Origin of the sequence: Streptomyces sp. NPDC091416 (genome assembly GCF_044756845.1) — a bacterium.
Lineage (GTDB): Bacteria > Actinomycetota > Actinomycetes > Streptomycetales > Streptomycetaceae > Streptomyces.
The window spans coordinates 591,355-605,675 of sequence record NZ_JBIVTU010000003.1 but is presented as its reverse complement, the minus strand read 5'-3'; the positions used below and the strand labels follow the sequence as shown (position 1 = coordinate 605,675).

The window sequence follows — 14,321 nt, the reverse complement described above, 5'->3', positions numbered from 1 at the left end:
CGCGGAAGGGCACCGGAAGGACGCGGCCCGGGAAGGTGCGGGCACGGGGGTGGCGTTGCGCGGGCCGTCGTGATCGGGGGCGGTTGTCCCCGGGGGGTTCCTGGTGTCCCGGGCCGGGCCGGGAGGGTGTTCAGGTGGGGACGGAAGACACGGCTCCGGTTTTTCCGGACCCCGTTCCTCCGGTCCTTCGTTCACGCAGCGTTTCCTCCTCGGGGGGCTTCACGGAGCACGATCTGGTGGGTCACTGGCTGAGCACGATAAGTAAGATGTTCGCGCCCCGTCGCCGTCAATACGCCGGAGCGAACATTAAGTTGATGTGTGCGTGACGTCATTCCCGTGGCCCTCCGAGTCATAAGTTCACCCAACCGTGGAGTGGCAAAGCCATGACATTCTCAGATCCTCAGGCGTTTCCCCAGCTCAGCGAGGAGGACCGGGCGGCACTGTCCGACTACTCGCGTCAACTGCCCGGGTCCGCGCGTCTGCGCAGCAGCATCGTCCTGGCCCTGGCCGAAGGACTGACCAACGCCGAGACCGCTCAGCGGTTCCAGGTCAGCCCCGCCACGGTGGCCAAGTGGCGGGACCGCTACGTGCGCCGGGGCGTGGCCGGACTGAGGGACGCTCCCCGCTCGGGCCGACCGCGCAGCGTCACCAGACGGCAGGCGGAGGCGCGCATCGCGGAGGCGCTCACGCAGGCCGGCGACGGCACTCCGGTGCCGTCGACCCGCACCCTCTCGGACGCATTGGGCCTGTCGCAGTCCACCGTGGCGCGCATCCGCCGCGAGCAGGCCGCCGGGCTGCCCGAGGGAGTGCAGGCGCCGAAGAGCACGCGCCGGCGCGGGGGCGGCCGAGGCGCGGCGGGAGCGGCCCCGTCCCCGGCACGCCTCCCGCGCCGGCCACCTTCGGACCACGTGTACGCGCTGCTGCGCGACTGGATCGTCAGCGGTGAACTCGCCCCGGGCCAGCGCCTCGTGGAGGCGGACATCGCCCGCCGGGTGGGCACCGGCCAGGCACCGCCGCGCGAGGCGATCAAGCGTCTGGCCCACGAGGGCCTGGTGACCTCCCAGCCGCACCGCGGCACGCGCGTGGCGCGGATCCCCGAGCAACAGGCCCAGGACGTACGGGACATCCGGGTCATGTTCGAGGAGTACGTGGCCCGTCGCACGGCCGGCCGCCTGGACGCCGAGCACACACGGCTGCTGACGGACGATGTGGCACGGCTGCGCCTCGCCGTCGACCGGGGCGACATCGCCGCCTTCCGCGGTGCGGACATGTCGTTTCACCGGCATGTGTGCGCGGCCGCCGGCAACGACGCGCTCCTGCGGCTGTGGCGCGTGATCGAGTCCAGCCTCTGGGATCTCCACGTACTGGGCGACCCCCGCTACGACGGCGGCTGGGGCGCGCTGGCCGAACATCACGCGGAGCTCCTGGAGGTCCTGCGCTCCGGGGATCCGGATACCGCCGGGCCGATGTTCGCGGCCCACGCCGCGGGCGAGGTGAACGGCTGCCTCGGCGACCCGGCGGGCCCGGGCACCTCGGGCTGACAGCCGGGCGGCACCGGGAACGTCCGGGCTCGACGGTCCGCACAGCGCGGGGCAGAAGGCGGAACCGGACCCAGGACCCCGGACCCAGGAACCAGGACCCCGGACCGTGGGCATGAGCCGAGCCGGAGCATCGCCGGACCCGGCCGCACGGGAGGCGGGCCGGCGGCGACGGACCGCGTACGACCGGCCCGCACGTGCGGCCCCGCCCCCGATGCGGGCGACGGGCCTACTGGGGCGGATCCGGGCTCTTCGGGCATGACACGTGCTCCGACATGGCGTTCTGTCGTCAACGAACCCTGCAGCACAGGCGAGTTCGGCTTTGCCATGGAGCCTTCAAGTCGTCACTTGTATGATACGTTACGACTGTTGAAGGGGTGGCACGGGGCCTCCCCCTCGACGGCGCGAGGCCATGGCCCACGCCCAGAGAAAACGCCCCCGAACCATCAGCAAACGGCGCGGTCGTCGAGCGCGAGCCGCGTGCCCCGGCACCATCCCCCGCGGCCCGCGCCCGGCTTTCCCGGACCACAGGTCACCGGTCCAGGGACGCACCAGCCGCCCAGGGAGGCCTCCCGCGCCTCCGTCCAGGGGCTGCTAACGAGCACTCAGAGGGGGAGCAGATGAAGATCACCGGATACCGGTCCCTGCGGACCGTGCACAACTGGGGCCGCCCTGTCGGGGACGCGAACGGCTTCGTCGCAAGCGGGGTCACCGAGGTCCCGGTCGTCCTGGTCGAAACCGACGAAGGTCTCACCGGCGTCGGCCTGGGGGCCCACACCGAGGCCCATCGGATCTTCCCCGCCATCGAGGGTCAGGACCCCCGGGCCGTCACCGTCCTCTACGACCGGATGCTGGCCCACACCTTCAAGTCCGGCCACGGCGGTTCGGTGTTCGGCGCCATCGGCGCCTTCGACATGGCGCTGTGGGACCTCAAGGCAAAGATGGCGGGCGAACCACTGTGGCGCACACTCGGCGCCGCCGACCGCTTCGTTCCCGGATACGCCTCCGGCCTGGACATCGCCCTGGACGACGATCAACTCGTCGCGCTGTACACGGGATGGGCCGAACGCGGCTTCACCGGAGCCAAGATCAAGGGCGGACTCAACACCGACCGCGACATCACTCGGCTCAACGCGGTGGCCGACGTGCTGGGAGCCAACTCCCGCTCCCCCGCCCTGATGCTCGACGTCAACGAGACCTGGGGCAGGCACCAGGCCGTGCGGCTGCTGGCCCGCATCGAGAGGCATGTCGACCTCGCCTGGATCGAGGAACCGGTCCGCCGGTGGGACGTCGCAGGCAACCGGGCCGTGGGGCGAGCCGCCCGCACCGCCGTCGCCACCGGCGAGAACCTGACCGGACTGGAGCAGTTCCGGCCCCTGCTGGCCGAGGACGCCGTTCAGGTGGTGCAGACCGGCAGTGTCTGGGGCATCACCCACTTCCTCCGGGTCGCCACCCTCGCCCACGGACAGGACCTGCCCGTCAGCCCGGTCGGATACGAGACCAACCCGCTGGCCCACGCCGCCGCCGCGACCCCCAACCACCTGGTCACCGAAGTCCAGGACACCTCGGCCCCGGTGGGACTCACCGTGGACCAGGAGATAGCCGACGGCGGCATCGTCCTCGGTGACCGTGCGGGGCTCGGCATCACCGTCGACGAGACGGCGATCGCGCGTCTCGAGGAGACCGCCGGCTGGGCCCAGCCGGCCGGCCCCCACGTCCGGCCGCCCGATGCCGGCCTGCGCCTCGTGGCGGGGTCCGGACGCGACGGCCGGTCCACCGGCAGCGCCACCGCCGGGCCGGCCCGGAAGGGGATGGCCCCGTGACACGACCGCGTGCCGTCCTCGCGATGAACCCGCCCGGTCTGCCCGGCTCCCTCTTCGACGAGAACGCGTTCGCCCGCCTCCGCCGGGCCGCCGACATCGACACCGGACTCGTTCTCACCGAGCTGGAATCCGCACGCTCACGCGAGATCCTGGCCGGGGCGGACATCCTCGTCGCGGGCTGGAACGCACCCGTCGTCCGCGCCGCCCACCTCCCGTACGTCTGTCGCCTGCGGGCCGTCGTCTACGCGGGCGGCGTCGCGGCGACCTGTCTGGAGGACCCCGGGTCCTTCGCCGCCCGCGGGGTGGTCGCCGCCAACGCCCGGGCCGCCAACTCCGTCCCCGTGGCCGAGTACACCCTCGCCATGATCCTTCTGGCCGGCAAGCGGGCGCTGCCCGCCGCACGGGCGTACCGGCGGTCCAGGAGCGTCCCGGACCATCCGGCCACGCACTCCGCACCCGGCAACTACCGGCAGACCGTGGGCATCGTCGGCGCCTCCACCGTGGGCCGCGCGGTCCTCGCCCTGCTCCGCTCCTTCGATGTCGACGTACTCCTGCACGACCCCACCCTCACCGCGGAGGAGGTCATCGGCCTGGGCGCACGGCCGGTGCCGCTCGACGAACTCATGAGAAGCAGTCACGTGGTGTCCCTGCACCAGCCGCTGACACCGCGGACGCGTGGGCAGATCGACGGGGGCCTGCTCGCCCTCATGCGCGACGGGGCAACGCTCGTGAACACCGCCCGTGGAGCCGTCGTCGACCAGGACGCCCTGACCGCGGAGCTCCGCAGCGGCCGGATCGACGCCGTACTCGACGTCACCGACCCGGAACCGCTCCCCGCGGACAGCGGACTGTGGACGCTGGACAACGTCGTGCTCACCCCTCATCTGGCCGGCTCCACGGGCGGTGAGCTGCACCGCATCGGAGACGCCGTCGTCGACGAGGTGGAGCGGTTCGCCGCGGGCCGTCCGTTCGCCCACCCGGAGGACCTCGCGGCCTCCGCGCACGCCAGGGTCCGGTGAGGCGCACATGCGTACCCGGAGGACCTCCGCCCGCACCCCGGCACTGACGGAACTCGGCTTCGGCGCGGCCCAGTTGGGAAACCTCGGACGGGTCACGAGCGACGAGGACGCCTCGGGCGCCGTCGACGCGGCCTGGCGCAGCGGCGTCCGCTACTTCGACACGGCACCGCACTACGGACTCGGGCTCTCCGAACGCCGCCTCGGCGCGGCCCTCTCGCGGTATCCCCGGTCCCGGTACACGGTCTCCACCAAGGTGGGCCGGCTGCTGGTGCCGAGCCCGGGGACGGCGCACCTCGGGGACGACGGCGGATTCGTCGTGCCCGCCGCTTCGCGCCGCAGCTGGGACTTCAGCCGGGACGGGATCCTGCGCTCCCTGGAGGGCAGTCTGGAGCGTCTCGGCCTGGACCACGTCGACATCGTCTATCTCCACGACCCCGACGACCACTGGCAGGAGGCGTCCACGACGGGCGTCGACACCCTCGTGGAACTGCGCGACCAGGGGGTGGTGAAGGCGGTGGGCGCCGGGATGAACCGGACCGGGATGCTCACCGAGTTCGTCCGCCGCTGCGACGTGGACATCGTCATGGTGGCCGGCCGCCACACCCTGCTCGACCACTCCGCCGCACACGAGCTGCTCCCGCTCGCCCTGGAGAGGGGCATAGGCGTCGTCGCCGCCGCGGTGTACAACTCCGGTCTGCTGGCGGCCCCCCGCCCGCCGGCGCACGCCACCTACGACTACCGGCCGGCCTCCCGTGAGCTGCTCGGACGGGCCGCCGCGATCGCCGATGTCTGCGAGCGGCACGGCAGCAGTCTCCCGGAGGCCGCCATCGCCCACCCCCTGCGGCACCCGGCTGTCAGCTCCGTGGTCCTCGGCGCACGCAACGCCCACCAGGCCCGTACCAACGGCGAACGGCTGGCGGCCTTCGTCCCCGACGCGCTGTGGGACGAACTGACCGCGCTGTCCCTGCTTCCCGCGAGCCCGGCGGCGCGACCCGCGGGAGGACGGACGTGAACGTCGGCGAGTCGTCGGGGCCGGATGCCGCACAGCCGCGCAACCACTACGGAAGGAACGTCATGGAACACCGCACGACCGAGCCGGACACGGCCGCACTCGCCGGCTGGCTGCACAGCTGGATCACGGAGGAGGGCGCGGTCAACGGCTTCCACAACCACAGCGTGTGGGGCACCAATCCCTTCACCTTCCTGGACTTCACCAGCGGGCACACCACGTTCGCCGGCCCGGCCGTCGGCGCCCTCGCCCAGGCCCTGGCCGAACAGCCCGACGAGCGGGGTGTCGAACTGCTGCGGCGGCTGGTGCGCTACCAGGCCACGGAGTTCCAGGACGACGGCCAGTACCGGCACATCGGGTTCCAGGTCGGTGAGTCGGCGACCACCGGTCTCATCCACAACGCCGTGGGCAGTCTCGGTGTGCTGCTCGCGCTGAAGCACGCACGCCATCTGCTGCCCGCCGACGAGGTGGACACCGCGCTCGCGGCCGTGCGCCGCAACCTCGACGCATGCGAGATGTACGGGGGCGGCCGGGCCGGTGAGGACGGTACCTGCAACCAGGAGTACGCCCGGGTGTGGGTCAAACAGCTCTACACGGAGCTGGCCGACGACAAGACCTACGCGGAGCAGATACCAGAGGACCTCGCCACCCTGGTCCGCCTCTTCCACCACCGCGGCGTTCCCGACGCGGACAGCTCCGGCACGTTCCGCACCGTTCGGGACCGTACCGAGGGCGGCATCCTGGAACCGGCCGAATACTACGGCCTCATGATCGTCCCCCTGGTGCTCGGCTACCGCGCCCAGGGCGATCCGGAACTGCTGGCCGAGGCCAGGCGGCTGTGCCGGCATGTGGCCCGCTCGGCGTGGACGGACGAAACCGGCGCCGTACGCTACCACCGCTACTGGTACGTCCAGGGCGACCGCGCCCTGAAGACGGACACGCCCATGCTGATCGCGGGCATGGGCCTGACGCTGTACGGCATCCACGAGGTGCTGGCCGAAGGCCCCGATGCCGAGCTGGAAGCGTTCACCGAGGCGTGCCTGGCCACCTACGCGGGCTATCAGACGCCCGGTGGCTACTTCGCCTCCGCCAGCGGCTGGCACAACGAGGCCGACATCGCACCCAGCACCGCCTGGCACGCCCACGACCTGATGTTCCTGATGGCGCGGCTGGGACCGGGCGACGGCTTCTGGGACAAGGTCCTTGCGCCCAGGGACCGGCAGTCGGTGCTGCTCAGCGACCGCGCCTTCTGGGCCGAGTCCGGCGTCCACTGGTGCGTGCGCTCGCCGCTGACCGCGGGGGACCTGCACATCTACGGCCGCAAGGACAAGGACACCTTCACCCGGGAGTTCTTCGCCTGGACCGACCGCGAGCCGCTGCCCGAGGACCTGCGGTATCCGGCCGCACTCGAGTTCTTCGTCGCGAACGACGGCATCTACCGCGTCGACGGCGACGAGGCGCCCACCGACATCACGGCCGTCGGCCCCCTGCCCTATCGGGGACGGCTGTGACACCGGACCACACCCCTCAGCCCAGCGAACGTTGATCACCAGCTTTCCCTACCGAGGAAAAGAGAGTCGACAATGATGTCTGCCAACCCAGGGATCAAGGCGCGCACAGCCGCCCTTGCCGCCGTGGTTCCGCTGGTGCTCCTCGCGGCCTGCTCGTCGGGCTCCGGCACGTCCGGCGGCAAGGACGGCGAGATCCGGATGATGGTCAACCTGACCGACAACCTCGACCGGGCCTACTGGGAGAAGCTGGTCGGGCCGTTCGAGGACAAGACCGGTCTGAAGGTGAAGATCGAGGGCCCGACCGGCAAGTCCGTCGCCGAGTCCTTCCCCCAGCAACTGGCCGCGGGAACGGCCCCCGATGTCATCCAGTCCATCTTCCCGGACGACGACACGGCTCCGGAGCTGGTCGACCTCAGCGGTGAGACCTGGGCCGAGGGAACCCCGATGTTCGACGCGTACGCCATCGGCGACACGCACTTCGCCGTCGGCGTCGGCACCCAGACCCAGTCGCTCGTCTACTACAACAAGACCGCGTTCGAGAAGGCCGGCATCACCGCGACTCCGACCACCTGGAAGGAGATGACCGCCGATCTGGGCAAGCTCAAGAAGGCCGGCTACACGCCGATGCAGACCGCGGGCGACTACCAGACCGGCCTCCAGCTCCAGCAGATCTACCACCCGACGCTCAACGAACTGCACCCGAAGTGGCAGAGCGCCGTCACGGACCGGAAGCTCACCGTGGGCGATGCCTACAAGCCGGCCTTCGAGATGTACACGGACTGGATCGACGCCGGGTACATAGCCAAGAGCGACGCCGGGCTCAGCCCCTCGCAGGCGGACGGCAACTTCATCGCCGGCAAGGCCGGTCTCTACACCAACGGCAGCTGGTTCGCGGCCACGCTGGCCAAGGCCGGGAAACTGCCCTTCGAGGTCGGCGTGTTCTCCCCGCCGACCGCCGATGGCAAGAGCTATCCGGGCCCGCAGGGCGCCACGATGGCGAACCCCTACATGGTGCACAAGGGCGCGTCGGACGAGGCCGGGGCGAAGCAGCTGGTGGAGTTCCTCGTGACCGACCCGGCCGCCGTCAAGGCGCAGCTCGGCTCCGACGGGGTGTTCCGCCAGAAGTCCGACGTCAAGCAGACCGGCACCGACGCCCTGATCCAGGGCATTCTCGACCATGCTCCCGCGCTCGTCGCCGTGGGCGAGGGCCAGGGCAACGTCCGGCTTCCGGTGACGGGCTTCAACCCCAAGTTCACCGAGGTCGCTCAGAGCCTCTACACGGGGGCAAGCCCTGCCGATGCCGCCAAGGCCATCGACCAGTGGACCGACGAGAACCGCTGACCATGGCACGCACACTCCCCTCGAAGCCACGGCGATGGCGCAGCGCGGGCGTCAGTATCAGCATGGTCGTCCCCGCGGTGCTGATCTACGCCGCACTCCTGGTCGTACCGGTGATCTACGCGTTCTACTACAGCTTCACCGAGTACAATGGATTTCCCACCCGCGTCCCCGAGTTCATCGGGCTGGACAACTACCGCACCGTCTTCGCTTCCGACGACATGACGGGCACCATGGTGATCACCGCCGTGGTGGCCGTGGTGGGCGCGGTCGCCGTCAACGTCGCGGCGCTCGGCCTCGCGCTGCTGCTGAAGCGCACCAACCGGTTCAACACCTTCGGCCGGGTGGTCATGTTCTACCCGCATGTCCTGAGCGCGCTGGTCGTCGGCTTCCTGTGGCAGGCGATCCTGGGGCCCCAGGGGGTGGTCAACACCATGCTGGAGAAGGTCGGAACCGACAGCCTGCCCTTCCTGAGCGACCCCGACTGGGCCCTGTGGTCGATGATCCTCGTCATCGTCTGGTCGCTGTTCGGCGTGCAGTTGATCCTGTATCTGGCGGGGCTCCAGGCCGTGCCGGAGGATCTGCTGGAGGCGGCGAAGCTCGACGGGGCAGGCCGGTGGCAGACGTTCCGCGCCGTCACCTGGCCCTCGCTGGCCTCCACGGTGACGGTCGCCGTCATCACCTCGGGCATCTCGCTGCTGAAGACGTACGACGTCGTCGTGTCGCTGACCGGGGGCGGCCCCGCGGGATCGACCAAGACGCTCGCCTACTCGATCCTCGCGGTCTCGTTCCCCCAGCGGAACATCGGCCTGGCCTCGGCCCAGGCCGTGCTGCTGATCCTCGCGGCCGCGGTCCTGTCCCTCACGGTCCTCTTCCTGCGCAGGCGCGCCGAGAGAGACGCGGAGTCCATCGGATGAAGAAGAAACTCGTCTCGGCCGCCGCCCTGCGCGTCGGGTTCGTCACCCTGGCCTCGCTCGGCATGCTGGTGCCGATGTACCTCCTGGTGGTCAACGCCTTCAAGAGCCAGCGGGAGATCCTCAGCAATCCGTTCACCCTGGACCTCGGCACCGCGACGTTCCAGCACGTCGCGGACGCGTGGAACAACCCCGGCTTCAGCATCCTCAAGGGTTACGGCACCACGCTCGCGCTGGTGCTCTGCGTGAACGCGCTGGCCATGGTGGTGTGCGCGCCCGCGGCCTACGTACTGGCCCGCACGCCGAACCTGGTCTCCCGGCTGCTGCTGTTCTTCTTCATCGCGGGGATGTTCATCCCGACCCAGGTGATCCTGGTGCCGGTCATCTTCGTGCTCCGTTCCGTGGGGCTGATGGGAACGATGCCCGGTCTCGTCCTCTTCATGACGGCCACCACCATCCCGTTCACGCTGTTCGTCTTCTTCGGCTACATCCGGGTACTGCCCCGTTCGCTGGACGAGGCCGCGGCCATCGACGGAGCCGGCAAGTACCACACGCTGTGGCGGATCATCGTGCCGTTGATGCGGCCGATCATCGCCACCGTGTTCATCCTGAACGCCCTGAGCGTATGGAACGACTTCGCCAGTCCGCAGATGATCCTCGGACCCGGCAGTGACGTCTACACCGTCACCACCGGTGTGTACGCCGCCGTCGGCCAGTACTCGACGGACTACACCAAGGTGTTCCCGACTCTGCTGCTCGCCGTGATCCCCATTCTGGTGATCTTCGTCGTGATGCAACGTCACGTCATGAGCGGCCTCGCGGCTGGAGCCGTGAAGGGCTGATCCCCGAGGGCACGGCCGGCCGGACGTCTCCCGGCCGGCCCGCCCGTCCCCTCTTCTTTTCCCTCGACCGGCCCGGCCCTGCTGCCCGGCCGGTGAAGTCCGTCGGCGGGCCGGCCGGCCCGCGTCGTGAAGGAGCCCCGCCATGCCCGCTCCCCGTACCCCGCGCCGGGTCGCGTCCGTGATCCGTCTGCGTCCGGAACAGGAGGAGAACTACCGGGAGTTGCACCGGTCGGTCCCGCAGCCGGTCCTGGACACTCTCTCCCGCGCCCACATCACCTCGTACTCCGTCTTCCTGCGCGACCACACGCTGTTCGCCTACTACGAGTACACGGGCGACGACTACGACGCCGACATGGCCGCCATCGCCGCCGACCCGGACACCCAGCGGTGGTGGACCCTCACCGATCCCTGCCAGCAGCCGCTCGGTTCGGCGGAGCCCGGGGAGCGCTGGGTGGACGCGGAGGAGGTCTTCCACCTGGACTGACGCGCCGTCCGGCCACCCCGAAGCCGCGTCTCCCCGCGCCCGCTCTCCGGCGCCCGGTTCGGTCGTGACGCTTGTGCGGGGCCAAAGGGAGCCATAGTCTGCACATGTCATACATGTTCTGTCTGCCCATGGCGCTGCCCCGGGCGGCACAGGCACTGCCGGACCCCCTCTCCGGCGTCCGTTCATGGACGCCAGGACGCCTCGAAGCGGTCCGGATGCCGCGGGCCGGGACGAGTTCACGGAATCCAACGAAAGGCTTCTCCATGTCGAGAACCGGGAGACGACCGGCACGTGCCCTGCTGGCCTCCGTCGCCCTGGCGCTGGTGACGAGCGCCGGCATGCCGGCGGCCGGCACCGCGTCGGCCACACCGTCCGGCCGGGCGGCCTCCTCCGGCGCCCTCACGGTCTACGTGTCGGCCTCGGACGGCAACGACGGAAACAGCGGGAGCCGCGACGCCCCCTTGCGGACGATCACGGCGGCGCGGGACGCACTGGCCGGCCGAACCTCCCCCGGGGCGCGGGGCACGGTCTACATCCGGGGCGGGACATACGTCCTCGACGACACCGTCCGGCTCAGCGGCAAGGAGAACTCATGGGTGACGTATACCGCGTACCGCGACGAGAAGGTCACGCTGACCGGGTCGCACGAACTCCCGGCGGACGGGTGGCGGCGGCTCACGGACCTTTCCGAGGACACGCTCGCCGAGCCCCGGTACTCCTCCCACACCCGCCTGGACACACCGGAACTGCGTGACGGTGTATGGGTGTTCGACCTCGGCGCGCACGGGATCGAACCGGGCACGCTCTACAAGAACGGCTTCAACTGGGTTCAGCAGCCCTTCGCTCCGGAGCTCGTCGTCGACGGCGCCACCCAGACCCTGGCCGAGTATCCGAACGGCAACGCGTGCACCACCACCGAGACCGCCTGCCACCTGTGGGGGACGGGAGCCAAGTGGAAGGCCGACGGCCCCCGGGACCTGATGAACGTGGACCCGGACGGCCGCTTCGGGCCGGAGAGCGCCTGGAACAGCTCCGGCACGACGCCCCGCGCCCAGTTCGAGGACAAGAAGCAGCTCCTTCCCGACACCGGGCAGCGGGACACCTGGAGTCCGGAGGAGATGCGGCGCATGACCCCGTCCGTCTTCACGGTCGGCGGCCGCGCCGCCGAGGGCGACCGCTACCGGAACTGGGCACCCGAGGCGGTACCCGCGGTGGATGATCCGGGGACCCGCGGATTCGGCGAGTACGCCGACGTACCGGTCCAGCTGGATCCGCGCTGGATCGAGGACATCGACAACAGCAGGTCCGAGACGGAAGGCTGGCTCTCGGGATACCTCGGCAACAACTACGCCAACGACATGCTGCGCATCCTCTCGTGGAGCGGCGACAAGCTGTACACCAAGTACCCCTCCATGTACATCCCGCAGGACTCCTGGACCAAGGTCAAGGTGCTCAACGTCCTGTCGGAGATGGACACGGCCGGCGAGTACTACATCGACCGCTACCACGACAACGACGTCCTCTACTTCCGGCCCCGGAACGGCACGGTCGAGGGCAGCACCACCACGCTTCAGACGTTCGACAAGAACTTCATGCTGCTCGACGGCACCCGGGGCGTGACGGTCCGGGGCCTGGCCATGACCGGCTCGCTGGTCAGCGGCGTGCAGTTGCTGGACGCCGTCGGGACCCTCATCGACCGGGTCGACATCTCCAATGTGAGCATGGACGCGATCCGGATCGGGCGTACGACGGACACGATCACCAGCATGCCGGACTACGAGACCGTGCAGGGCGGGCACGACAACGTCGTGCAGAACTCCTACCTCCACGATCTCGGCGGCGGAGGCGTACTGCTCGGCGGCGGCGACCGCGCCACGCTCGAACGCGGAAACAACGTCGCCCGCCACAACGAGATGACTCGTTTCTCCAAACTCGCCACATACACGCCGGCCGGCTACATGTACGGCGTGGGGAACACGTTCGAGTACAACTACGTCCACGACGCACCGCACATGGCCGTGCAGATCATGGGCAACGACATGCGCGTCGACCACAACCACTTCTACGACGTGGTGAAGAACGCGGGCGACATGGGGGCCGTCTACGCCGGGCGGGACTTCACCTACCTCGGCAACGAGATCGCCTACAACCACTTCGAGAAGATCGGGGGGTCCAACGACGCCCTGTACATGGACGACGGTGCGAGCGGAGTCCGCTTCCACCACAATGTCGTGAACGGCTCGAAGTCCGGCGTCAACTTCAACTCCGGCCACAGCAACACCGCGAACGACAACGTGTTCATCGGGGTGGACCACGTGGGCCACGGCGGCATCTACCACAAGAACGGCGAGACGCGTCTTCCGCCGGCCAACAGCTGGGTGCTGGAGAGCCGTTACAACGCGTTCCTCGACGTCCGCGAGGGCGAGAAGTACAGCGCGACCCCCCGGACCGTCGCCGCCTGGCACGCGCACTACACGAACGGGAGGCTGAAGTACTCCGACGGGAAGCCGGTCATTTATCCGGAGATCACCGGCTGGTACGTGCCACGCGTGACCGCGACGGGCGAGGAGTGCACGGCCGCCGTCTACACCACGTCCGGGACCAACGGCTGCAGCCGCGCGACGGTGTGGGAGGATCCGGACTCGGTCTGGGTGCCGTCGCGGGTGGAGATCGACCACGCGGTGACCGTCGGCTGCTGCGGCTTCATCGAGACGAAGGCCGACTTCGCCGAACCGGCGTCGCAGTACAGCCCGTCACGGTGGAGCGACCGGGTCAACACCAACCTCCTCCTGGCCGCCTCGGTGGCGGAGACCGGCCTCGACCTCGGCACGCTCAGGTTCTCGGCCTCCGGATCGGTGGCCCGGTCGTACGGGGCCGCGTGGGTCCGGGAATGGAACCGCGGCGTCACGACGCAGGGCATCGGCCGGCCGGCGAACCACGGCACGGACGCCGCTCACCGGTAGCCGCCGGGTGACACCGTCTCCTCACGCCGGGGCATCCACCGTGCACGGATGCCCCGGCGTACGTCACGCGCCGGAGGTGTCGAGCGGTCGCCGGCGCTCCCAGGAGGACGTGATGTGGTCCCGCATCGCCTCGGCCGCCTCGTCGGCGTCCTGGGCGAGCAGGGCGGCCGCGATCCGTGCGTGCGCCTCGTGCGTCAGCTCGATGTGTTCACGCGTGGGATCGCCGCTGTACTGGGGGTAGCGCACGGCCTTGCCCTGGATGCTCGACACGATGGCCCGTCCGAACGCGTCCCGCGAAGCACGGTGGATGATCTCGTGGAACTCGATGTCGGCCCGGGAGTAGGCCTCCGGATCGCCTCGCAGAGACGCGAGTTCGTCGAGCTTGGCCGTCAGTGCGGCAACCTGTGCGTCGTCCATGAGACGGGCGGCACGGGCGGACATGGCGCACTCGAGGGTCGTGCGGATCTCGATCAGGTTGTCGAGGAAGACCAGCCGGTCCTTCCGCTGGAAGAGCGCGTCGAGGATCAGGGGGTCGAGCAGACTCCACTGCTCCTGATCGAGCACGACCGTGCCCCATCCCTGGCGCGTCGCGACGAGTCCCTTCTCGGAGAGGGCCATGGTCGCCTCGCGAATGACGGTGCGGCTCACCTCGTACTGTTCGCACAGGACGCCCGCCGAGGGCAGGGCCGTTCCGGGCGGGTACTCGCCGAGCACGATGGCCGTCGCCAGGCTCTGCACGACGGCGGCGGCGAGGGGAGGCCGACGCCGTTGACGGGGGGACACGGCAACGGCGTCCGCGGATGGGTTACTCATCTGGTCAGCGACTCCCAATGTGTGCAGGTGTGCCCGGTCCCCACTGTCCGAGGGTTCAAGGCTAGCG

The 14,321-nt window shown here is 69.9% G+C and carries 11 protein-coding genes; 10 read left to right on the top strand and 1 reads right to left on the bottom strand.

The window, feature by feature from the left end; all coding sequences use genetic code 11:
- The first annotated feature begins 383 nt into the window (after positions 1-383).
- From ACIQMX_RS13250 to ACIQMX_RS13205, 10 genes are all read left to right on the top strand, one after another.
- Positions 384-1,541: an FCD domain-containing protein gene (locus tag ACIQMX_RS13250; RefSeq protein ID WP_402477360.1), complete on the top strand. Its 1,158-nt coding sequence runs from the start codon at positions 384-386 to the stop codon at positions 1,539-1,541.
- A 617-nt stretch (positions 1,542-2,158) separates the two neighbouring features.
- The gene (locus ACIQMX_RS13245; RefSeq protein WP_402477358.1) at positions 2,159-3,361 is read left to right on the top strand and encodes a mandelate racemase/muconate lactonizing enzyme family protein; all 1,203 of its coding nucleotides are present in this window, start codon (positions 2,159-2,161) and stop codon (positions 3,359-3,361) included.
- On the top strand, positions 3,358-4,380 hold the full coding sequence (locus ACIQMX_RS13240; protein ID WP_363072463.1) for a hydroxyacid dehydrogenase: 1,023 nt from the start codon (positions 3,358-3,360) through the stop codon (positions 4,378-4,380). Before ACIQMX_RS13245 ends, ACIQMX_RS13240 begins: the two co-directional genes overlap by 4 nt.
- 7 nt (positions 4,381-4,387) lie before the next feature.
- The gene (locus ACIQMX_RS13235; RefSeq protein WP_402477354.1) at positions 4,388-5,392 is read left to right on the top strand and encodes an aldo/keto reductase; all 1,005 of its coding nucleotides are present in this window, start codon (positions 4,388-4,390) and stop codon (positions 5,390-5,392) included.
- A gap of 62 nt (positions 5,393-5,454) precedes the next feature.
- A complete protein-coding gene (locus tag ACIQMX_RS13230; protein ID WP_363072459.1) occupies positions 5,455-6,900 on the top strand; it encodes a hypothetical protein in 1,446 nt (481 codons plus the stop codon).
- 75 nt (positions 6,901-6,975) lie between these two features.
- Positions 6,976-8,241, top strand: a complete 1,266-nt coding sequence (locus ACIQMX_RS13225) for an ABC transporter substrate-binding protein (RefSeq protein WP_363072457.1) — start codon at positions 6,976-6,978, stop codon at positions 8,239-8,241.
- Positions 8,242-8,243: 2 nt separating this feature from the next.
- Complete coding sequence (locus ACIQMX_RS13220) at positions 8,244-9,155, top strand: sugar ABC transporter permease (protein ID WP_363072455.1); 912 nt, start codon at positions 8,244-8,246, stop codon at positions 9,153-9,155.
- Complete coding sequence (locus tag ACIQMX_RS13215) at positions 9,152-9,994, top strand: carbohydrate ABC transporter permease (protein WP_363072453.1); 843 nt, start codon at positions 9,152-9,154, stop codon at positions 9,992-9,994. The genes ACIQMX_RS13220 and ACIQMX_RS13215 overlap by 4 nt, the downstream gene beginning before the upstream one ends.
- Before the next feature lie 142 nt (positions 9,995-10,136).
- Complete coding sequence (locus tag ACIQMX_RS13210; protein WP_363072451.1) at positions 10,137-10,478, top strand: L-rhamnose mutarotase; 342 nt, start codon at positions 10,137-10,139, stop codon at positions 10,476-10,478.
- Positions 10,479-10,741: 263 nt separating this feature from the next.
- Positions 10,742-13,441, top strand: coding sequence for a right-handed parallel beta-helix repeat-containing protein (locus ACIQMX_RS13205; RefSeq protein ID WP_402477349.1), 2,700 nt, complete (start codon positions 10,742-10,744; stop codon positions 13,439-13,441).
- 63 nt (positions 13,442-13,504) lie between these two features.
- Here ACIQMX_RS13205 and ACIQMX_RS13200 read toward each other — a convergent pair whose 3' ends face one another.
- The gene (locus ACIQMX_RS13200) at positions 13,505-14,254 is read right to left on the bottom strand and encodes an FCD domain-containing protein (RefSeq protein WP_363072447.1); all 750 of its coding nucleotides are present in this window, start codon (positions 14,252-14,254) and stop codon (positions 13,505-13,507) included.
- Between the last annotated feature and the right edge of the window lie 67 nt (positions 14,255-14,321).